This window comes from Mycoplasma zalophi (assembly GCF_018914005.1).
GTDB classification, from domain to species: domain Bacteria; phylum Bacillota_I; class Bacilli_A; order Mycoplasmatales; family Metamycoplasmataceae; genus Metamycoplasma; species Metamycoplasma zalophi_A.
In genome coordinates this window covers 613,934-638,102 of sequence record NZ_JAHMHI010000001.1, presented here as the reverse complement: position 1 = coordinate 638,102, position 24,169 = coordinate 613,934, and the positions used below count along the sequence as shown (strand labels likewise).

Sequence of the window (24,169 nt, the reverse complement as noted above, 5' to 3'; positions counted from 1 at the left end):
CTTAATTAATTGAATTTACTTTTTTAGTACTTCAATCTATTGTTTTTTTATTTATAGATTTTAAAATTAAATTAGCCTTTAAAAAAATATTTGAACCTAAAAACCCACGATAACAACTCAATCCTGAGGGATGTGATGTTTGCAGTATATAATGTTGATCTAGATGCAAATTTTCAATAAATTTTTGTGCTTTTTGACCAAAACTTAAAAAAATAACATTTTCATTTAATTCTAAAATTTTTTTAATTGCGTTAGTTACAAAAATTTCTCAACCTATTTTTTCATGTGCAAGTGCTTTATCTAAAATAGTTGTTAGCTTTGTATTTGATAACAAAACTCCCTGTTGTTTTCAATATTCTAAACTGTTAGTTTCAAAAGTAGCATCAGGGTAATTTGTTTTTATTTCTTTAAAAATGTTTTTTAAAGATGAAGGAGTTTTTGCATCATTTGTACTAAATGCTAAACCGTCCGCAGTACCTTTTGTGTAATATGGGTCTTGCCCTAAAATAATAACTTTTACATTACTTCAATCTAGTTCAAAAGCTTTATATCAATTTTTTATTTCAGGTACAATTGGTCGAGTTTCATTTTGTAATTTTTTTTCTAAATCTATAAAGTATTCTTTTTGTGACTCTTCTTCTAAAAATTTTTGTAAATTATAATTCATGTTTTACAATTTTTTTACCTTCATATTGATATTCATAAAAATATAAATAACCATCACTAAACATAACTTTTAAGGGGCTTTGGATTTTCTTTTCTGTTGCTCTAAACACTTTTATTCTTTTTTGATTTAAAAATAAAAATGCTCCAGGTTGATTGTTTAATGCTTTAATTTTTGCAAGAGCCTGTTTTTTGGTCATATCTTGAGTAATTTCACCTTCTTCATTTGAAATTTTTGGTGCATATGTTACTTTTGAAATATCCTGCTTAGTAGCTAAAATTGTTTTTGTATATAACCCTTCTAATCATGAATCAATATTTTCAATTGCTAAATCTGCCATTTTTTCATATGCTTCTAGTGCTGTATCTTCTTCTTGGACTTCAAATTTAGCTTTTGCGATCATATCTCCTGCATCCATTTCTTTAGTCATATAAATTAAAGTAATTCCCATTTCTTTTTCATTGTTTAAAAATGCATGCTGAATCGGTGCTGCTCCTCTATATTTTTCAAGTAATGAACCGTGAATATTAATAGAAGCTATTTTAGCTAAATTTAAAACCTTGGTTGGAATAAATTGTCCAAAAGCTGCTGTGATTAAAAAATCAAAGTCTAAATCTGATAATTCATCATAAATTTCTGATATTTTTTCTGGTTGAAACAATTTAATGTTATATTTTTTTGCAAGTTCAGCTACTTCGGTGTCTAGTAGTTCTTTTTTTCTATTTAGTTTTCTATTTGGTTGTGAAATAATTCCGACGATTTCATAATTTTTAATTAAATGTTCGAAAATTTTTGCACTAAATTTTATTGTTCCTGCTAATAGTAATTTCATATTATCAAATTATAAATTAATTAATATATAAAGCAAATAAAATAACAAAGTTGTTTATTTTTTTAAAATAAAAGCATCTATTAAGATGCCTTTTATTTAATTATTTGTAATTAGAGATTTTTTATATTCTTCTTCTAATTTATAAGCATGTTCAAAAAAATTATTTTCAATTTTTAAACTTCAAGTTAATTTTGTTTTTTTATCAATATTTGGCAGTGTTTTGTATAGTCATTTTAAACTTAATATAAAACTTATAATTCCTGTTACAAGTCCATTCAATGCAAATCCCACGCTAACAACTAAACTAGATTGACTATTTGGATAACCGTTATTAAATAATGCAAATCCAACTCCTACTGCAATTCCCATCACAAATCAAAATGTTATAAATGTTTCAAGAGAAACAACTAATATTGACATTTTAATATCATTAGTTGCTCTAAATAATAATATTCCCCCAATAGCTAAACTATAAAAAATCATTCTTAGCATATTAATTCGCATATATAGCATAACGTCTTTTAATCTGTTTTCAGGAACAAATAAAGAAATTGCAAAATACTTAGCAAAAGAAGCAACTAATATATAAACTAATAAAGCATAAATTGCAGCAATTAATAAAGATCCTCAGTATATTTGTCTTATTCTTTGAGTATTTCTTTGTGTATAGTTGTAACTTAGTAAGGAAGCAGCACCATCACTTATACCAAATAAAGCTAAAGCAAATAAGGTTATACTTGGAGCTGCTTTTGCTCAGTTATAAACATTAGTAAATCCATCGCTAAAAGGAAGATTATTTAAAAGTAAAGTTATCATTAAATTAATTAATCCCACCCCAAGAGTTCTTACAAAAGCACTTAATCCCAGTAAGGAAATAGGCATTAATAATCTTCATCTAAATTTAAAGTGTAATAAATGTTTATAACTTAATCACGTTGTATTTTGTTTATTACCAATTAATACATAAATTGAATATGCACCAAGGTTAAATACTCAACCAATTAATGTTGCTAAAGCACCACCTAAAATACCCATTTTTAAAACAATAATAAATACAGCATCAAAAGCAAGTCCGATGATATTTGCAACAATTGCTCAAATCATAACATGACTATTTTTTCCTTCTGCTCTTAATAAATAACTAAATAATAAATATAAAGCTTGTAAAATACTTCCTGAACCATAAATATATAAATAAGTATTTACTCATGAAGTTGCCATTTTGCGGCTTGCATCATAATATCCTTGGAAAATATGTGAGGGTAATAAATTAGATTCTGTTGCAAATGAAGCATTTTTAAATTCATCGTTTAATAAAGTTAAACTTGCTGAATTAAATTTTGAGTGACTTACAATTTGACCAGTTAAATTACTTCAAATAAAAATAAACATTAATAAGGTTGTAAATAACGCAACGACACATGAACTTCAAAAAGTAGTTGCTCAAAGATCTTTTCCAGTTCTTTCTACTTTTTTTGTAATACATTTTGTGTAATAAACGCTTGAACCCATTGGAACTAAAAATATAACAGCATTTGCACTAATAAAAAAAGGTGAAGCAGCATTCATTGAAATTGAAGCCATAACGTCACTGGAAATGGTTGAAATATATTCGCCATTAGGAAGTGTGGATGTATAAAAATTAAACATAGAATCAAATTGTTCACGATTTAATTGTGGTAAAGCACTGTCTAAATAAAAATACAATTTATCACTATTTGAAACTAGGTCACCATTTAATAATCCGATTGTTCTAGGCACAAAATTTAAAATAAATACTTGATTGAAAAACGCATAAAGACCCATTGTTAGCATCGTTAAAATACCAGGTATTGTAACAATAAAAATAGCTTTTTTTATCGGTGTTTTTTCAAACAATTGAATTGCACGCTGTTGTTTTTTATTTTCTGAAATTACCGCAGACATTTTTCCTTCTTTCTAATAATGATTTATTTTATCACTATGAAATAAATAATTAATAATTTTTTTATTTTTAAATATTTAATTTAGTAGAATTTAAAAGAAAAGGAGAAAAATGTATAAACCTTTATTAAACATTAACGAAACTCAATATGCAATTGCAAAATTAAAAAGCGTTTTTTCAACTTCTATTTCCAAGAAATTAGATTTAGTAAGAGTATCAGCTCCATTATTTTTAACATCAATAAGTGGATTAAATGATGGTTTAAATGGTGAAAAACCAGTTATATTTGAAGCAAAAGATTTAAATCATACACTAGAAATAGTTCATTCACTTGCAAAATGAAAAAGACAAGCATTAGCAAATTACAACTTTAAAATGCACACAGGTTTATATTGTGATATGAATGCAATAAGAAGAGAAGAAAAATTAGATTTCTTGCATAGTATATATGTAGACCAATGAGATTGAGAATTGATTATTGCAAGAGAAGAAAGAAATAAAATAACATTGCAAAAAATAGCAAAAGATATTTTTGAATGTCTAAAAACAACTGAGAAAAAAATTAGATCTGAATACTCTCAATTATCTAAAAAACTTCCTAAAAACTTATTTATTATTTCTTCATCTGAATTACAAAATTTATATCCTCATTTATCACCTGAAGATCGTGAATATGAAATAGTAAAAAAACATAAAGCAGTATTTATAACAGAAATAGGTTATCCTTTAGCTGATAAAAAACCTCATTCATTACGTGCAAAAGATTATGATGATTGAACACTTAATGGAGATTTAATTGTTTATCATGCACCTAATGATTGTGCTTTAGAAATTTCAAGTATGGGAATAAGAGTAGATGATATAGCGATGCTAAATCAATATAAAACAAGCAAACAAGAAATTGAAAGTATCAGTGAATATCATAAAAATATTATTAATTCAAAACTCCCTTACACAGTTGGTGGTGGAATAGGGCAAAGTAGAATTGCGATGTTTTTATTAGAAAAGCAACATATCGGAGAGGTTCAGGTAAGTATTTGATCCGATGAATACAGACAAAACCTACAAACTAAGGGAATTAATTTACTATAAATAATTATAAAAAATGCCAAACAAAGGCATTTTTATTTATTTTTTATAATTATTAATTTACTATTTTTAAATATATTTACTGAAATATACTCAAAAAACACTGAAAAAAAATTTTTTTGTAAATTTAATTACTTTTTAGTATAATTTTGTAAATAATTTTTAAATGCTTTAAATTCGTTAATTTTTACAATTTATTTTTTGTTTTTAAAGTTTAAAAATTATTTTAAAAATATAAATTACTAATATAAAAAAGGAACTATATGAAAAAACATAAGTTTTTTATTTTGTTATTGCCTTTGTCAATGACTATACCGTTTATAGCGATTTCTTGTACTCAAAATAATCCAAATTTACAAGAATCAAAAAAAAGCGATAAGACAAATAAAAATCAATTAAAACAAAAAAATAACAAACAAATTATTATACCACAACAACCAAAAACAAACAATACAATAAACTCAACAGATAAAAATAATAAAAGCCCACAAAATACTCAAAATCAAACAAAAAATACTAAAATGGGCAAATCTAAAACACCAAATTCAAATAGTAATTTAAAACAAACCCCAAAACTAGATCAAAATCAAAATTTAAATAATAATTTAAATCAACCACAACAACCTAAGCAAGATTCAAATTCAAATAATCAAAATAATGGGCATATCGATAAAATGGCAAGTGATAAACAATTAGACAAACCTAAAAAACAGGAAAATTCTACACAGCAAACTGGGCCAGAAAATTCTTTATCAAATAAATCCGAAAATAAATTACCCAAACCGAACATTGAAAATGATAAAAATACTCAAGAATCTCCAAGTACACAAAAAGAAAGTACAGAATCTTCAAATCCAGATAATGTTCAAAAACAACCCCAAGAACCAAAAACTAAAGAAAATACAACTCAAAAAGATAAAAAACAAATAAGTGATGAAAAAAATAAAACACAAAATTTAAATCAACAAAAAGGGGAGTCAATAAATCAAAATGTTAATGGCTTTCAAAATGGCGAATTTAAAGTGGACTACATTTATGCAAATGCAAAGAATTTAGTATTTACAATAAAAGGTGTTAATTCAAACGAAAACTATAAAAATTATGAGTTTTATTTATCGGTTGCAAAACCAGGTACAGGTTTTTGACCTATTAAAGCCATTGTAAATGCAAAAGAAGATTATGCTAGTATAACAATAACTAAATTAGATTCAATACTAAAACATAAAGATTCAGAAGATTTAATAATTACACTTTCATATAAACCACAAAATGGTCAATCACAAAAAATTGAATGACCAGGACATAGATTAATAGTTAAGGGGCAAAGAATTGTAGTTGAAAAAACAAACTAATTAAGAATTTAATTGCAAAAAATTTTTAATTATGTTATAATAATCTAGCAAAACATTCAGAGTTGCGTAGCTTAGCAGCGATGACGCATGCCAACCTGTTAATTCAAGGTGGATAGCAAGGGATCAAAATTTTGATTCAACATGTATTACAAATCTAAATATGTAATGTACCTCTCTTTTTCGTTTAATAAGAAAAAGAGAGTTTTTTTATTTAAAAAAGTAATAAAAAAAGCCATTGTTATGGCTTTTTTTAAACTTAACTTAAAATCTTAAATTGTTTAAAAAGTACATTAGAGTTAAATTGATTTTTTAATAAAATAACTAACTTTACTTGATCTGTTTTTTCAACATTAAATGCTAAAATAGTATCATGAGGGCGTTCTAATGATGGTAAACTAAAAGTTACTCTATCGCCTAATTCTTGTGAAAATAAGTTATAAATATAAGAAGAATCATCTAATTTTGTGTCATCAATTTGTTGTAATACTTCTGATATAGATATATTTTCTTTTAATTTAAAAATTAAATTATTTACGTAATTATCAAGAAACTCTTTTTGTAATCTTTTGTCATTTTCTGAAAATAATCTAAACTCACCTTTTGCTATTGTATTATTGCCTTCTTCTTTTCCTTCAATGTATCCACCTTGAATATGCATAACTTTTATATTTAATGCAAACTGTTTAGTTTTTGAATTAAAAACAGGTTTAATAATTAATTTATGCCCGGGTTGCATTTTGTTTATATCCATTAATTTCGAAGAAACGATATTTGATATTTCAGAATCTTTTAGGGTTTTATAAATATCATTATTATTTTCTTTATATTTTTGTTGAAATAATTTTAAAAATTCTTCATATGAAGTTTGTGTATCGTTTTTTATATTTAATTCAAATGAATCATAAATTTGTTGAATTTGACTTAAAGGCAAATCACTTACATTAGTTTCTTGATTTGATGTGTCTTTAGCACAAGATACAGAAGGTATTACAACCAAAGAAACCGCTGAAATTGAGGTTAATAAAATTCACTTTTTTTTATTTTTTGTCACTCTCTGTCCTTTCAATTAAAATCAATATATCTTGTAAATATTCTAAATTGTAATATGAAGCTGGCTTAATTATGTATTTTTGTAGTAAATTTTTTGAATAATTATTAAGTGAAACATAATTACCGACTCCTATTGTGTAGCTAAGCGCATTTGCTATCTCATTTATTAAATTAACAATAGTAAAAGTTATGTTTCTTTTTGAATAATTTGTAATAAATGATAATAACATACTATTAAATTTTTCTATATTTCAACTAAAACTATTTGTGTTAAATTTTTGAATAAATTGTTCAAAATTTTCAAAATCTGAATACTTAAATTCATCAAACATTTTATTTGTATAAGAATAATTGCTAAATCCAAATTCTGTTTGTAAGTTTCTTATGAATTGATTAATTTCTGGATATGCTTTTGTATTTTTTACAACATCTCAAATATATATTAATTGCAATAAATTTTTGTAATTGTTTTGAGTTAAATATTTATATAAAAAACCGTTTGTATCTGTTGTAGAAATTTGGAAATTATTTTCATTATAAATACTATTTTGATTTTTAAAATATAAATTATATTGATCATCATTTTCAATTAATTTTATTTCTACTTCAAGCCTTGTGTCTAAATTTTTAAAGGTATTTTTAATAAAATTGGTTAGCTTTGAAACTGAATAAAGACCTTGTCTGTTATCCAATGGAATTGTTCAATTTACATTATCTTGGTCTTTATTAAGATTAAAATAATTATCTAAAATTGGTTTTAAAATTTGTTTAATTTGGTAAAAATCAACAGATTCTAAAGCTTTATTGTAATTTGTTATGTTATCTAATTGTTTAGCTTTTTGTTTATTTTCAAAACTTGTTGTTTTATTGATTTTTTGTAAATTGTTATTAAAAATTATTTGTTTTGATAATTGTTGCGCTGCATCAATTAAATTTTTATAATTAGTATTTTCATTATCATTAGCAGATATAAAAATTCCACTTGGTGCTTGTGAAAGATAAACATCGGCATTTTTTAAACTGCTTAAAACATAAGGATTTATTACATTATTAATTAAACTTCTAAAAACAACAGTGTCTTTTGTAACTGTTTGTTTAATCAGATAATCATTTTTTAATTCATTTTTATTTAATCCGAAATATAACTCACTAAATGCATTATTAAAAAACAATGTATCAGAATGAGGAAATAAATTGATAATTAAAGGAATTTGATTATTATACATTTCATAGTTTTTAAAATAATTAAGATTGTAATTTTCAAAATTATTCATAATATCTTGTTTTTGTAACTCATCTAAATTATTAAAATTAAGACTACTATTTAAATTTTGATTAAAAGCGTTAAATGCCTGAATATTAAAAGTTTGTGAATTAATTGGTAAAACATTAAATTTGAAATTAATTTCATTTAACCGGTATTGATTTTGTCAGTTTGTATTATTAATATAATGTTTATTTTTATATAGTTTTATATTATCTAATGTATTATTTGTTACAAAATAATAACTAGAATAAAATAAATCTTGATATGTCTTGCCATATTCATATAAAAAATCATAGTTTTTTAAATCACTTGAATAAAAATCTAAGCTAAATTTAAAACTTGGAATAGCATCCGTTACATTATCTAATAAAAATAAATTTCTAAAAACATCTGACCAATCTGAAGTTAAAAAGCTTCCATCTGTTTCTAATTCAAAAGTAAGTGGTGTGTCACTTTTTACAAATTTTGGATCTAAAAATGAATTTATATTAATATTATTAGATTTTAAGTATTCTAAAATATCATCTTGATTGAAATGATTTAGATTTTGGGTAACTTGTATATCTTGTGAAATTAAACTAGGATTTTTTAATATTTTTTGCCTACTTGTTTTAGATAACATAATTGATCTTAAAAATCCTAGTTTAAAATCCTGAATTTTAACATTTTCATTTGTTTTATTACCTTGTGAATCTAATCAAGGATTTTTATTATCTAAAACAAATATTTCAATTTTTTTTGCATTTTTTAAAGCTTTTTTAAATGTTTTACTATTAATTGAACGAGGGTCATCACTTTCAATAAATTTATATAAATTATCATATCCAGTAGTTGGATTATCTTCTTCAATAAAAGTATCAGGGTTAACAGGATCTCCGCTTGGTAATTTATCAAACGATACGTCTTTAATTGTATCTTTATCAAAAACTGAAATTTCTTCTTGCATAGCATCATTTTCATCACTATTTCAAGTTATTTGTATTCTTGAAGCTTGCTCAAATTTTAAAAACATTTTTGAAGGCTTTAAAATTTTGTTATTTACAAAATCAATTACAGGTTTGTCTTGTGATACTATTCTAAATAGTTTAGTAGAAATTAAATTATTAATTTTTTTAGAAATATTATTTTTGTTATAAATTGAAAAATTGCTGCTGTCATTAGGAAAATTATATGTTTCAATATATTGATCATTAGTTTCTAAAAAATTATTAATTTTACAACTAACTGCAAAAAGCCCCACAATAGGAGCTGATAATAATATGCTACTTAAAAATATTTTTTTTAACTTCATGGTAATATCCCTTGAATTTCTATAGACTCACCTGAAATTGTTGGTGGTTGTAAATGTGTATGGAATGAAAGCATTACAAGTGTTAAGATAACACTTGTCGCAAAATAAGCAAAGGTAGTATAAAGGACTTTGACAGAAGAGTTTCTATTGTGAATAAATTCAGGCACTAATTCAAAAATAGCAGTAAAAACTATAATTACTCCACCGATAATTTGAAGTGATGGTATAACTCATTTTTGATAATCTAAATACTTACCTAAAAATGCTCCAAAAAACAAAATTGGAATTATTAATAACATTGTATATAAATTATATCTTATTGCTTTTCATTTAGTTTGACCGTACTGAGTTTGGCGATAATAAATAATAATATTTTCAACTAAAATATGGATGTTAAATGTAACTATTAAACCGATATTAGGGTTTGTATAATTTATACTCGTCATTTGATAAACGCTTAAACCTAAAACAAGTCCATCTATTATTCTATGAATTAATAGCATTAAAATAGCTATTCAAGCAGCTTTAGGATTATCTATATCTGTAAAAGAAATAATATGATCTGAATGTCCGTGTTCTTCATGAGATTCATGAATATGTCCTTTATGTTTTTTAATAGAAATGTATCTTCAAAGAATAACTAAAGTTAAACCAATTAAAGCGCTTATCCCAACAATAACCGCCATATATAATTGTTCTTTAGTAACATCACCATTCGTTAATATTAATCCACCATTTTCACCACTTGTATGAAGTCAGGTTTCCAGACTTAAAACAGCTTCTTTAATAAAACCTGCTGAACCAATTATTAAAAACATTCCAGTGCTAAATGCATAAAGATAAATCATTTTGTGTTTAGAAAATTTTGGTTTAATTGCACTTAGTACTAGTGACACAACAACAGGAGCCGCAAGTAATATAAATGAATAAATTAATAAGTTTATTAAAATCGTTAATTCAAGATTATTATTAAAATCAATTTCCTTAAAAAACATAACTCTCCTTTATATAATTTTTGACAATAACTTACAATATTTTACCAAATTTTTTTTAATTATATTATAATAATAATTGCAAAATTAATAGTTGCAAAAATTATAGCAAGGAAATATCATGTGGAAAAAAAATAAGTTATTTTTAGGTTATATTTTACCATTATCTAGCATCGGTGTCTTTGCTTGTATGTCATGTAATCCAGTAAATAAAGATGCTAAAGATATAGATGAGTCAATAATAGATAAAAATTTATTAATGTCATTTAATAACAAACAAATCAATATTTTAAATGATTTTTATCCTTTTTTAAATAAAGAAATAAAAAATTTAAATAATGATAATACTTTTTACAATATTATTGAACAAACAAAACCTAAAACAAATGATTTAGGAATTGAAATAGGACAAGAAAAAATTATTGATGCGATAAAAACTCAAGATGCACAAAAAATAGACATAAATGATTTTTTTATACAATTTGATAAAAATATAGTTAAAACCACAAAAAACTACTTACCATGAATCACAAATACTTTGCCAACTGTTTATAATATAAAATACTCTGAAATAGGTTTAAAACCATTTCCAGATATTCAAACATTAATTTATAAAATAATAGATGACATGGAAAATGGAACATGAGCAAGTGTAACTAATTTAAAATTTTTTGACGGTTATTTTTATAACCTAAATACAATTAGATTACAATCATGATTAAATAATCCCTTGCAAAAAAAAATTTTAGAAACCCTTTTACTAACATATATAAATTATTTTAATACTGACGTTTATAGAGTAAATATTAAAATTAATCAAGATGATTTTTTAGAAGATAAAAATGATAATATGATTAGTTTTTCTTTAGAATGTTTTGATAAAGATAACAATAATTTATTATCAGAAGAAAACAAAAATAAAAAATTTTATTTATTTGGCTTTAAAAATTATTTAAATGATCCTAAGTTTGGAGTATTTGAAAATATTGATGATCTAAAACTCTTTAATGAATATTTAGTTAGTCCAATTTTAAAATTTAAGCTTAATAACATTTATTCAGTTAGTGATATAAATAGTTTTGTAAGTGATTTATATAGCCCAGAGTTTGTAAGTGCTGACGGTTTAAATTATTTTTTAAACACACATAGTGATTTAATTGAATTAGAGGTTCCAGAATACAAAAAGACCACTGACAAAGCATATCGATTTGTTTCAAGTGAAATTGCTGAATTTTTTGGAACACGGCAATTGTTAAAAATTAAAATCGAAGTTATTCATCAAGATAATTCAAAAGAATATTTCTGATGAATAAGTAGTGATTTTGATGATCATGGTCACAAAATGAAACCACTAATTAATAAAATAAAAAACCAATTAATATTTGAAAGTTTCAATCCCGAACTAGAAAAATTTAATTTACAAAATGATACATTTCAATTAAAAGTAAACAATCAAGATAAAAGAGATTTTACAGGTATAAATGCAAATGAATTTTTTGAATCAGACTTATTTAAAAGTATTTTAAAATCAATTGATCAATCAGCAATTAAACACATTAAAATGCCTTACAATTTGAGTTTATGAAATAATAATATTAAAAGTAATTTTGAAGCAGGATGATTAACATATGATTCAGAAGCATTTAAATACTTTCAAACATGATTAAATTTATTTGTTTTACAGTATGCAATAAATACAAAGAAAGATGACATTAACACAATGTTAAATCATATAAGAGTGGAAATTGCTGATACACCATATTCAGCGGGTCAAGTTGCTTTAAAATTTCACTTTATTGCTTATGAAAATTCAAAAGAAATAGAATTACTCAATGAAAAAAATCAAAATAAAATAATTTTATGAAATGGTTTTAAGGGTTATGATCAAACAAAGAAAGAACCATTTACATTTTAAGGAGAAAAAATGAAAAAAACAAACAAGAAACTTTTTGCTTTTAGTTTACTAACAATAAGTACAATTGCAGCTATTTCAGTTCCTGCAATTGCTGCTTCTTGTGCACAAGAAAATACTGAAAATAAGAAACAAACAACAAGTGAATTTAAAAATTATGAAAATTTAAAAGAAAATTACAATGTAGCAAAAAATTTTGTTATTAATAAAATTAAAGTTAATGCAGATAAATTTATTGTTAAAGCGCAAGCTTTTACAAACTCATTAAAAGATTTAAATAATAGTTTAACAGAAATAGCAAAAAGTAATAATTTAAATGAAGAAGAAAAACAAACAATTACAAATTATGTAAATACATGATTAACTATTCCAGAAAAAGTTAAAAAAGACCAAACATCAGAATATGCAACTTCATTAAATAAATTAGCAGATATATCTGAAGATTTAGAGTTAGTTATGGGAACACATATAAGTGCTTTAAATAACAAAAATAATGATTTTTTTGAAAATTTAAAAAATATACAAGATAAACTAGAGGAAAAAAATATAAAAAATGATACATTACAAAGTAGTTTAAGAAATATTTGAATTTTCTTTACTCACACATTAGTAGATCCGGATCACTTTACAGAAGAAGAACATTTACATGAACAAGATGTTAATCCACAAAATTCAAATCAACATAATCATTCACATGCTGCTGCTAATTTATACTATGAAAGTCTTGAATGAGTAGATGATTTTATTAATGTTATAAATAAACAAAATAACAACATAACAAATAAAGATATTATAATCAATACATTTAATAACACAGTTAAACCACTTATTATAAAAGCAAATAATGAAAAATCAGAAGAAATAAATACAAAATTTACATTATTAAAAAATAATTTAGAAACATTAATTTCTCAAAATTCTGAATCTATTTCTTCATCGCTTGACTTTAAATTACAAAAAGATTCGACCGCTATTTTAGGGCAAATAAAAACAAACTTAGAAGCACTTGTTAATGAATTAGGATTATCTAAAAACAGTGTTGAATTTGAAGATTAGATTTTAATATAGAAAAAACCAAGACAAAATATGTTCTTGGTTTTTTATTAAGATTTAACACAGTGCGAAAATAAAATATTTTTGTTTTTTCTCAATTTAACTTATATTAAAATTAATTATTTATTTTTAATGAATTCTAAAACCTGCATCTCCACTACCTTCGTAGTAATCTAAAGTAGGAATATTTAATACAATACTCTTTGCATCAGAACTCTTTGCATCTCAAAATACTAACTGTTTATAGTCATTTGGTTTGTGATTTAAAGCATCAAAATGCTTATCAATGAATGAAAAATAATTTTCTATAGTTTGAGCAATTTTGTATTGTAATTGGTTTGGATTTTTACTTCTGCTAAACGAAGATACTCTATTTAAATCTTCATAATCTTGTTTTAATCTTTTGTATTCTATACTTTGTGAGACTTGTCCACTGCTTGGATTAAATTTTTGAAAGACAGCTCACAACATTTTTCTCACATATTCATTTATCGCATATCAGGTATTATCACCTTTTAATTTCATATATGCATTTTGATAATCACTTATAAAATACCCCACATTTTCACCTACAGTAGTTTTTTGGTTTTTATACCTTGCGTGTAATTTATGCCACTCTGTAGTTACTTGATATAAAACATTATTAATATTATAATCTCAACCGTTATCAGCTGGTTTAGGTTGAACTTTAGTTAAATAATCAGCTAATGTATTGTATGTTAAATTTAAAGTTTGTGCTCCATTATTATATTGGAAATAATCAAATTGATAATACATATTAGTTGATGTAAATAATATTTTGTGCATATCCTTAAGTTTATTTTGTCATGATTCATAACCCGCTATAAACGGTAAATAACCATATAATTCTCTGAATTTTTTAACAAAAATTCCTGGAGTTCCATCTTCATTATAATCAATATATTTTTTTAGAACTTCTTTTAATCCATACATTTCTTGTTCATAAAAATTAACAGAGTTATAGAAAGTATTTCTATAATTTACATAATCACTAATTAATTTCTTTTTATCGCGCAAGTATACACCTTTGTTTGCATTATAGTCATTTTTAAATTTATCTAAATTTCCACTTAAATTTCTAGTTGATTCAAGTCGTGAAAAACCTTCTATATTTGTTTTGTCACTTTGACGTCCATTAAAACCGTTGCTATCTAATTGTGTAACATTTATAAATTTATTTGTATCATCAACAAAAATATCTAAATTATCAGTCATAAATTTAAGATTTAAATTATTTAATATATCTACAGATTTTGAATTTTTATTTCTTGCTATTGATTTACTATTAACATCATTTTCTAAATCATTATATTCTTTAGTCATTTTACTAGACATTTTTGCAACTTCTTGCTTATCTTTTCTAATTGAATAATTTATATCTGTTGGAACTAAATAATTTGAATGATCATTTCTAGGAGGGATTGGATTAAAACTTTTTCCTCAAGAAGAATCAACGGGTTTAAGGTTAGTTTCTGCTGATTTTAATAAATCTTTGTATTCTTTTTGTTTATTAAGATTTTCAACTGCTAATTTATGTTCTTTTTCATATTCTTTTTTATTATCGTTAATTTTTTTAATATTTTGTATTGCTTCATCATAAATATTTTTTATAGTGTCTGCATAATTTGAACTATTGTAATCTACTTGAGAAAGTGAATTTTTTAATTCTGATAATTTTGAATAGTTTGATTGACTTTCAACTATTCTATCATTTTCAAGATCTGAAAGAACTTCTTCAATTTTTGTATTTAATTGTTTTGCTATTTCTTGATATGCTTCTTTTTCTAAATTATCATATGCTTGTTTAGCACTAGTAAATGTTTGATCGCTTAATGTACCATTATTAACTGCGCTTGTAACTGAATTTTCTATGCTCTGAATTTTTTGTTGTATTCAACTATCTATATTAATATTCTTATTATAGTGAGCAGATATTAAAGATTTTTTTGTTTGGAAATTATTTCTAGAAGCATTCATTTGATTTATAGCATTATCGCGAGATTGTTTTTTTGTTTTTATATTATTAAATTTAGTATCTAATCTTGAATATGATCCTTCAGATTGTTCCTGTGTTGGATTATGTGCAGGAATAAGAGAAATACTATCTTCTGTATTTTTTGTTCTTGCAAGTTCTTCTTTTAAATCTTTGTAATAATTGTTGCTTAAATCATTATTTACATAACTTTCTACAGTCTTACTTAATTTTTGATATCTTAATGCAGACACATCTCTCATTTTCTTCTCTAATTCTGATTTAGCTGAAGAAAAATCAGTTGAAAGAATTGTATTATTGTTTTGTTTTTCAGTTAATGAATTTTGTTTGTTTGATAAAAATGTTTCTAAATCTGATTTATATTCAGCATATTTTGTATCGTTTTTAAATGTAGTATATTTTGTAACTGTAGCATCATATGCTTGTTTATTAGTGTTTATACTTGCAACTTCAGCTTCAACTGCTTCTTTTGAAGATTGTAATGAAGAAATTTTACTTCTAATTACAGTGACATCTCTACCATTATAATTATTATTTCTATTTACTTCTGTATCAGCATTAGAAATAGCATTTGTTAAATCAACATTTTTAACTTTATTATATTGAGGTCCAGTTAAACTATTTTTATAGTTTTCAACTTCTTCTCTTTTTCTTTCATATTCTCCAATTGCTTTATATCAATCTATTCTGTCTTTTAAGTTATTTAAACTTGTAGTTGCATTACTATATGCATCTTTTAATTTTTTAGGATCATTATTTGCACTTGTTATGTCTGAATTTAATTTATCAATAATTTTTTGTTTTTCAGCATTTAATAATTCTTTTGATTTTTGACTACCAGATCCTGTTATTTTATTTATTTCTGATTCTAAAGAACTTAAAGAACTAGAATAAGTATTTTTATTATTTTTAATATTTTGTGCTTCTTGGATTGCTTTTTCTATTATTGTTTGTTTGTCTGTATATGAGTTAACAGAAAGTGAATCATTTCCAGTGATTGAAGTATGTAAATTATTATTGTTATTAATTATGCTATCAATATATTTTTTAATTTCTTCATCGCCATTATAAGTATTTGTTTTTGAATTTTTAAGTTCATTTTCTTTTGAAATTAAATTATTTAAAGCTGATTTTACTGAATTTATAGTTGCAATAGTATTATTTTTTTGTAAATCACTTGTAGCTTTGTTAATTTGATCAACTGTAGAATTTGCATTACCTTTTATATCTTTTTGTGGTTTTAATTTACTTATTACAGCAGATTTTATTGCTGAATATTTAGCATCATTTGTTACTGCGTTTAAAATGCTATTATATTCTTTATCAAAATTATCTTTAGCATTAACTTTATCTAATGTTGATTGTAAGTTAGTTACTTCTGTGTCATAATCACCAGATTCAATTGTTTTATTTTTTTGTTTTTCTGACAAGCTAGAATTTGAACTATTTATAGCAGTTTGTAATTCATTTGAATAACTTGGATATGTATTTTTTGCTGATTCCAATTCACTAACTTTAGTATCATATGTTGCTTTTGCTAATCTTATTTTTTCTTGTTCTTGATTAGCTTTTGTAACTGCATCATTTAATGCTTTTGTTTTTGTTTCTAAGTCACTAGTTGGTGTTGAATCAATTACAGATTCTTCAATTGTATTTGGAGTTATTACATCGCCAAGATCTTTTTTGATTTTACTTTCTTCTGAATCATTTAATGAAGTTTTTTTATCATTTGCAGCTCTTAGAGCTTTTCTATATTTATCTGATGCTATTTCTTGCTGAATGTTTGCATCAGAATTTGCATTTTCTAGTGCTGATTTTGCTTTGTCATATGCTGTTTTAATAGATTCTAATGATTTATCTTCAGAATTTAATGCTTTTGCTAATTCTTTTTTAATTTTTGATACTTTATCTAAATATTTTTGTTTAGCTTCTTCGTTATCACCAAATTTTTCATTTAGTTTATCACCTGAAAGAACTTTATCATTTTCTTTTTCATATTCAGTTTTAGAATCATTAGCTTGAGTAATTTTATTGGCTATATCTTGGTTTTTTAGATTTTTTGTTGCTGTTTTAATTTCTTCAGTTGTTGAATTTGTATTATCTCTAACAGCTTTTTGATCTGAAACCGCTTTTTCAATGGCTTGTTGAATAGCTTCATTAGCACCTTTATTTCTTAAAGTGTTATATTCATCGTCAAAGTCTTTTTGTGCTTTTTGTTTTTTAACCTTATCAAATGCATCTTGAAGATCTTCAATTGCTTTTTTAATTGTTTCAGGGTTTGGATTGCCTTGACTATCTCCGGGGTGAACAATTCCATTTTGTGTGTTTTTTGTATTTTCTAAATTTGTTTTTATTTCTGAGTATTTATCGTTGTTTAAATCTGAATTTATATATTCTTCAACTTTTTCTTTTAATTTATCAAATTCTTTAGTTTTTGCTAATTTGTTTGCATCATCTAATATTTTTTTAGCTTCTGCATATTTAGCAGCAGTAAGAGGTTCAGTTTTTAAAATATTATTTGCATCTTCTTTAGCTTTTTCTAATAAAGTTTTTATTTCATTTTTTAAGTCTTTATCACCAATATTTTCAGCTTCTTGAAGTGTTTTTTCAAATTCATTTACTGATTCTTCATACTCTGCTTTATTTTTATCAAGTTCTTCTTGTTTTTTAGCTTCTAAAGTTTCATTTAATGCTTCAATTGCTTCTTTAGCTGCATCATATGCTTCTTTTTGTTTTTGTTTGTCTTCTTCTGCTTTTTTAAGTTTTTCATCTAATTCTTTTTGGATTTCACCTAATTTACCATCATAATATTCTTTTGTTTCAGGATAATTTCCCTCAAGTTCATTAGAAGTTGCTTCAGCTTGTTGTTTTGTTTTTTCATAATCATTTTTTGATTTATCTAATTTTGCTTTTAATAATACATCTTCTAAGTTTTTCTTTTGAGTGTTGTAATCTTCAATTGTTACAGAAGGTGGATTAGTATTTGTTTTTGCATCTATAGCATTTTTTGCAGCTTCTTTTGCTTTATCTAATGCATCAATGATTGCTTTTTCATTTGCATCTTTATCATTTAATTTTTCTTTAAATTTATTTATTTTATCAACAGTGTTTAAATAATCTTCTTCAGCTTTATTTAGAGCAATATCATTTTTAGCTTGTTTTAATGCTTCTGTTGCATCATCATATGCTTTTTTAATTTCTTCAGGAGTTTTTGCAGCAGCTAAAGCTTGTTTAAGTGAACCATTGTCACCTGTAATGTTTTTTACTGCTTCTTTATATTTTTCTAATGCTTTTGGATAATTATTAAAATCTGAATCTGCTACAATGCTATCTTTTTCAATTTTGTAATTATTTTTAGAAGTTTCAACTGATTTAGCATCATTAATTGCTTTGTCAAGTTTATTTTTAAATTCTTCATATTTTGTTGGGTTTAAAATATCGTCATTTGAAATATTACTTTGTTTATATGCTTCTAAAGCATCAGCTAATATTTTTTTAGCTTCATCTTGATCATCTGATAATTTATTTTTATAATCTAATGCTTCTTTAAATTTATTTTTATACTCATTAAAATTAGAAACAACATTTTCAAGATTTGTTTTTAATTCATTATTGTTTTCTGTTAATTTATTTTTAGCAGAAATTATGTCATCAGTTGTTGAATCAGCATTATCTCTTGTAGTTTTTTGTTCTGACATTTTTTTAATCATTTTAGCTTTTATAATATCAGCTTTTGGAATTGATTGTTCTTCTGCTGCATCATCTTTAGGAACTACACTTAAAATATCAGAATATGTATCATCAAAGCTTTTTTGTGCTTTAGCTTTTGCAAAAGCTTTATTTAATTTATCAAAAGCATTGTCTATGTCTTCTTTTGATGATGATTCTGTAATCTGTGAATTTATTGCATTTTGTAATTCAGTTTTTATATCATTGTATTTTTTATCATTTAAATCATTATTAATATAAGGATTTACTTCTTCAGTTAATAATTTTTGATATTTATCATATGCTGCTTTTTGAATTGCTTTATCAACATTATCAGAAGCTGTTGAATAAGAACTAGCATCTATTGTAGGTGGATTAGCATTAATTTTTTCATTTAATTTTCTTACTTCTTCATCATAAGAATTTTGAAGTTCAGTAGCTGAATCTGGATATTGTTGTTTTGCTTGTTCAATTTCTGCTGCTTTTTTATCAAAAATGTCTTTTTGAGTTTTTACTAGTTTATTTTGTTCTTTTGCTAGTTTTAAACCATCTTCTAAGTTTTTAGTTGCTTGTTTAATTCTTTTTAGCGAAATAGCTGCATAATTTTGTTCTTTATTTATATGTTGGGTATCATTGTTATTGTCTTTTATAACAGTTGATAAATCATATAATATTTTCTTTTGATAATCTTCTGTTAATAAATTTTTATAAGTATTTGTATCAGTTAATGCTTTTTCATAATCATCAATTGCCTTGTTTTTTTCTACATTAGCTTTTGCTTGTTTTAAAGCTTTTTGTGCTTTTCCATATGCTTCTATTTTTTCAGTAAATGTTTGTGCATTTTGAAGATCTTCAGCTAAAGTGTTACTTATTGTTTCTAATTCTTTATTGTATTTAGTTTTAGCTCCATTGTGTTTTTCTTCAAAATCATTATCTGTATATTTTTTAGCTAATTCTAATTCATAATCTTTTTTAGCTTTTTTAACTTTAGCATCTTCTAATGTTTGTTCAAGTTGTTTTTTATATTCAGTATATGTTTGAATTGATAATTTTTGGTCATCTTGTATTGTTGATTCTTTATAGTCATTTAATTTTTGAACTATTTCATCAATAATTTCTTTGTAATCATTATTTTCTTGAGTAGCCTCTAATTTTGATTTATAGTCATCTAAAACTTTATATGCTTTTAAATATTCATCGAATTTTTCTTTAATTACATCTAATTGTGAAATTTGTGATTCAAGTGCTTCAGTAGCTACATTAATTTTTTCTGCTGATGAATCTTGATTATCTCTTATAGTTTTTTGTGGTTCTAAATGTTTTATAACTGCATTTTTTAGATTTTGATATTTTGTTGAACCTTCTGTATCTTTAAATTTATTTAAAATATCACCATAAACTTTATCAAAATCTGATTTTGATTTAGCTAAAACAGCATCATCATATGCTTTTTGTAATTTTGGAAGTGATTCTTTTAAAATCTCGATTGTTGGTTTAGGTATAGATGTTGAAAGTGCTTTTGGATCTTCTGAATCTATAACTGCTTTTAGTGTGTCATAAATTCCTTGATATTCGGGGTGTTTGTTTGCCACTTCTATATTAGTTTCATCTAATTCAGTTAATAATGATTTTGCTTTTTGAGATAAATTATCATAAGCATTTTGGAAAATGTCTAGTTGTTGTTGTTTAGCGTCTTTTAATGCTTTATCTAAATCTTTTGTAGCTTTAGTTATTGATTCTTCAGTTGCATTTGAATTTGTTTTATTTGATTTTTGTAATTCAATAGCAGAATCTAAATTTGCTTTTGTTGTATTAATCAATTCTTTTTGTGAATCTGTTGATAATAATTCTTTGTCTTTTTCAAGAGAATCTATAAATTTTTCAGCTTCTAAAGCTTTTTTATCAAAAATTTCTGATGCTTTTAAAACTTTTTCATCTAAATTTAATTTATCTAATGCATCAATTAAATTTTGTTCAGTAGATGAATTACTATCATTAACACCTTGTGCTGCTGCTAATTCTTTTAAAATCTTATTAACAGTATGTTCATGTTCAGGTTTTGTAACAAAAGTTCCACCTTGACTTTCTTGTAAATTATCTTGAACATATTTTGTAATTGAATCAATTTTTGCTTGTAAATCGGTTCTTGCTTTTGCTCTTTTTGTTTTATTTTCATTGTATTCTGCATCAGCTTTAGTTATGGCCTTTGATAATTTTGTTGTTTTTTCATCAAAATTTTCTTTTGTTTTATTATCGTTATTTTTGAAAAATTCTTCACTTTTTGTTAACAGATTTTCTAAAGTATTATAAAGTTCTTCATCATCCTTATTTAAAACAGGTTTTTGAATTTCACTTAATTTAGCTTTTGCTGCTTTAACTTGCTTGTCATAATTATCTTTTGAATCTTTTAAAGCCGTTGATGTATTGAAAATTTTAGTCAATCTGTCAATTGATTTCTGAATGTCTTCAACTTCAATGTCTTCTTTTGGTTCAAGTGGGTTAGCATTAGGATTTTTTTCAACTAAATTAGATTCATCTGTAACTGATTTTGTTAAAGGATTTTTAATAAAATCAAAATCATTATTGTTTTCTAAATTTTTGTCTATATAATCATTAACTTTATTTTTAAGAGTTTCAAATTCTCTAAATTTACGATTTTTATCTGTTTCTTCTTTTTCTTCTTTTGCTGTATCAAGCGCTTGTTGAACTTTTAAAGACGCAGTGTTTGTTGCTGTGATTTTATCTTTTAGTGATGCGTTTGCATCATCAAGAATTTCTTTAAGATCTTTTTGAATTTTTATTATTGCTTCATCTAATTTTTGTGTAACTTCAGGGTATTTATCGGTTAAAGTATCTTTTTTATATGTATCAACTTCACCTAATCTTTTTTTGTATTCTTTAGTCGCTTCATCTAAGTCAATTTTATCTTTTTTGGTAGTTACTTCATCTAGTTTAGCTTTTAATTCTTCTTTTGCTTTTTTTATTTGATCACTTGTTGATTCAGTATCTTTTTTATCAACAACTTTATCAGTTTCTGTTTCTGTTGTTGTTAATTCATTGGCTAAACCTGGATATTTTGAACTGTTTGCATTAATTAATTTAAGTAAATCATTAACATCTTCAACAACTTCATCATATTCAGTTTTTTGTTCTTCACGTTTTTCAAAAGTTGCATTTACTTCTTTTTTAACTTCTTCAAAAACTTTTTCTAATTTACTTTTTTGATCTTGAATGTCTGAAGAATTGCTTGAATTTTTTACATCTTCCTGTGTTTTTTCTAAAGCTTCTTGTAATTTTTGAATTGACTCTGCGTCTTCTGGGTGATTGTGTTCTTTTATATAATCTTTGATATTTTTAAATGAAGCATTGATGTCATCTTTTGCTTGTTTTTTGTTTTCAATTTCTGCTTCGTAATTTTTTAAAGCTTCTGTTGCATCTAAAATTTGTCTGGTTGTTGAATCTGGATTATTTCTTATTAAATCTTTATTTTCAAGAAGTTCAGTAATTTCTTGTTTAATTGATTCATATTTAGGATCTGTTAATTCATCTTTTATTTTGTTTAATTTTGCTTTTTGAGCATCATAACCAGCCTGTGCTTCAGCTTTTTTAGCTTCTAAAGCTTCAATTATTTTATCTGCAGATTCATATATTTTATCAAATGTTTTTGATTCAGTACCTTGACTTTCAGTTGCTAAAATATCAGATACATATTTTTTAATATCTGAATATTTTCCATCACTGAAATCATTTATAAAATCATTTGCCAAGTCTTGAGATTCTTCAAGTGTCTTTTTAGCATGATTTCTTAAAGTATCACTTACTTGTTTTTGAATTTTTGCTGCATTTACATAATCTAAAATATTATTTATATTTGCATATACTACTTCAAAATCTTCATTATTTATCCCAGCATCATATTGTTGCTTTGAATATTCTAATAATAAATCCTTAGTTTTTATATCATCTGGAGTGGTTAATGTTTCATTAGCATATTTTATTGCTTCATCATAAACTTTTTGAAGTTCTTCTCAAGATATTTTATGAGCTTTTGTTTTTGCCGTTTCGAGTTCTTCTATTAATTTGTGTTTTGCTTCCAAAATATCAGTTAATGAAGAAGTTTCTACCGAAATATTTTCAATTATTTTATTTCTGTTATTTACCTCTTCTTTATGTAAATCGTTATAAAAATCATGTACTGATAGTGGATTTTTAATAAAATCATTTAATTTTCTTAATTCTTTTTCATAATCTGCAAAAGCCATTAATCTTGTATCATTATCTTTAATAGCCTTCTCTTTTTTAGCTTTTTCAAAAGCTTCTTGAAGTATTTTTACTTGTAAATCAATCTCTTTTTGAGTTGATTCATAATTAACATGTCTATCGGTTTGTGATTTTGTATCTTCAAGTTCTTTTTTTATTTCTTTATATTCTTCAAAATGTAAAGTATTTTTTAAATATTGTTCCACTTCTTCTTTTAATGAATTATATTTTTCAAAATTTAATTTTTTCATATCATTAACAACATTTTTAAAATTACCTAAAGCAAATTTTAGGTTGTCAATTTTAGTTTGAACTTTTGAAAAAGTATCATAAAAAAGATTTAATACAAGGTTATCATCTAAAATATTTTGAACTATTTTTGTTAAAAATTCACTATGTTTTAACTCTTGGTTTTTAAAGTCATCAAGCTCATTTCATAGTTTCTCTTGTATCTTTATAAGATTTTTTAATCTTGATTCTTCCAAAATAAAAGTACTTGTAGTAACAGTTAATGCAGTTGCAGAAACAGCTAAAAATGAAAGCACCTTACGTTTATTATTTTTCTTCATATTTCTCCTTATGTCAACACTTATTTAAAGTAGCAAAGTAAGTTGTAAATGATAATAATGAATTATGTTAAATTTATAAAAAATATCTTATTTTATGTACTATTTTAAATTAAAAAGTGTATTCCTATTATATCAAAAATTGTTATTTTTCTTTGCTTTTGATGATTGTGTTTGACGAATTAAAAATAAAAA

At 24.2% G+C, this 24,169-nt stretch carries 11 protein-coding genes; 4 read left to right on the top strand and 7 right to left on the bottom strand.

The features are described from left to right. Window position 1 precedes the first annotated feature (1 nt). The 3 genes from KQ877_RS02465 to KQ877_RS02455 all read right to left on the bottom strand — a co-directional run bounded on the left by KQ877_RS02465 (window position 2) and on the right by KQ877_RS02455 (window position 3,422). Window positions 2-667 (bottom strand): uracil-DNA glycosylase, encoded by a 666-nt coding sequence (locus KQ877_RS02465; protein WP_216488286.1) that lies wholly within the window; start codon window positions 665-667, stop codon window positions 2-4. Next, window positions 657-1,496, bottom strand: coding sequence for a methionyl-tRNA formyltransferase (locus tag KQ877_RS04235; protein WP_216488288.1), 840 nt, complete (start codon window positions 1,494-1,496; stop codon window positions 657-659). Before KQ877_RS04235 ends, KQ877_RS02465 begins: the two co-directional genes overlap by 11 nt. Window positions 1,497-1,592: 96 nt before the next feature. Continuing rightward, window positions 1,593-3,422 (bottom strand): multidrug transporter MATE, encoded by a 1,830-nt coding sequence (locus KQ877_RS02455; protein ID WP_216535958.1) that lies wholly within the window; start codon window positions 3,420-3,422, stop codon window positions 1,593-1,595. Window positions 3,423-3,531: 109 nt separating this feature from the next. Between KQ877_RS02455 and KQ877_RS02450 the strand changes: the two genes are divergently transcribed. Continuing rightward, complete coding sequence (locus KQ877_RS02450; RefSeq protein ID WP_216535957.1) at window positions 3,532-4,512, top strand: aspartate--ammonia ligase; 981 nt, start codon at window positions 3,532-3,534, stop codon at window positions 4,510-4,512. Window positions 4,513-4,772: 260 nt separating this feature from the next. After that, window positions 4,773-5,861 carry a variable surface lipoprotein gene (locus KQ877_RS02445; protein WP_216535956.1) on the top strand — a complete coding sequence of 363 codons (1,089 nt, stop codon included), beginning with the start codon at window positions 4,773-4,775 and terminating at the stop codon, window positions 5,859-5,861. A gap of 256 nt (window positions 5,862-6,117) precedes the next feature. Here the strand turns inward: KQ877_RS02445 and KQ877_RS02440 are convergent, their stop codons facing one another. Genes KQ877_RS02440 through KQ877_RS02430 form a run of 3 tightly spaced genes read right to left on the bottom strand, consistent with a single transcriptional unit; the run spans window position 6,118 to window position 10,464 of the window. Continuing rightward, entirely contained in the window at window positions 6,118-6,912 is a 795-nt protein-coding gene (locus KQ877_RS02440; protein ID WP_216535955.1) for a hypothetical protein, read from the bottom strand. Next, the gene (locus KQ877_RS02435) at window positions 6,899-9,469 is read right to left on the bottom strand and encodes an OppA family ABC transporter substrate-binding lipoprotein (protein ID WP_216535954.1); all 2,571 of its coding nucleotides are present in this window, start codon (window positions 9,467-9,469) and stop codon (window positions 6,899-6,901) included. The genes KQ877_RS02440 and KQ877_RS02435 overlap by 14 nt, the downstream gene beginning before the upstream one ends. Beyond that, entirely contained in the window at window positions 9,460-10,464 is a 1,005-nt protein-coding gene (locus KQ877_RS02430) for a ZIP family metal transporter (protein ID WP_216488300.1), read from the bottom strand. The genes KQ877_RS02435 and KQ877_RS02430 overlap by 10 nt, the downstream gene beginning before the upstream one ends. 118 nt (window positions 10,465-10,582) lie before the next feature. Here KQ877_RS02430 and KQ877_RS02425 point away from each other — a divergent pair, with 118 nt between their 5' ends. Together KQ877_RS02425 and KQ877_RS02420 are read left to right on the top strand one after the other, a co-directional pair. Then, on the top strand, window positions 10,583-12,376 hold the full coding sequence (locus tag KQ877_RS02425) for an MAG3240 family lipoprotein (protein ID WP_216535953.1): 1,794 nt from the start codon (window positions 10,583-10,585) through the stop codon (window positions 12,374-12,376). 9 nt (window positions 12,377-12,385) lie between these two features. After that, window positions 12,386-13,429 (top strand): MAG5150 family histidine triad lipoprotein, encoded by a 1,044-nt coding sequence (locus tag KQ877_RS02420; protein WP_216535952.1) that lies wholly within the window; start codon window positions 12,386-12,388, stop codon window positions 13,427-13,429. 126 nt (window positions 13,430-13,555) lie between these two features. Here the strand turns inward: KQ877_RS02420 and KQ877_RS02415 are convergent, their stop codons facing one another. Next, a complete protein-coding gene (locus KQ877_RS02415; RefSeq protein ID WP_216535951.1) occupies window positions 13,556-23,977 on the bottom strand; it encodes a hypothetical protein in 10,422 nt (3,473 codons plus the stop codon). Between the last annotated feature and the right edge of the window lie 192 nt (window positions 23,978-24,169).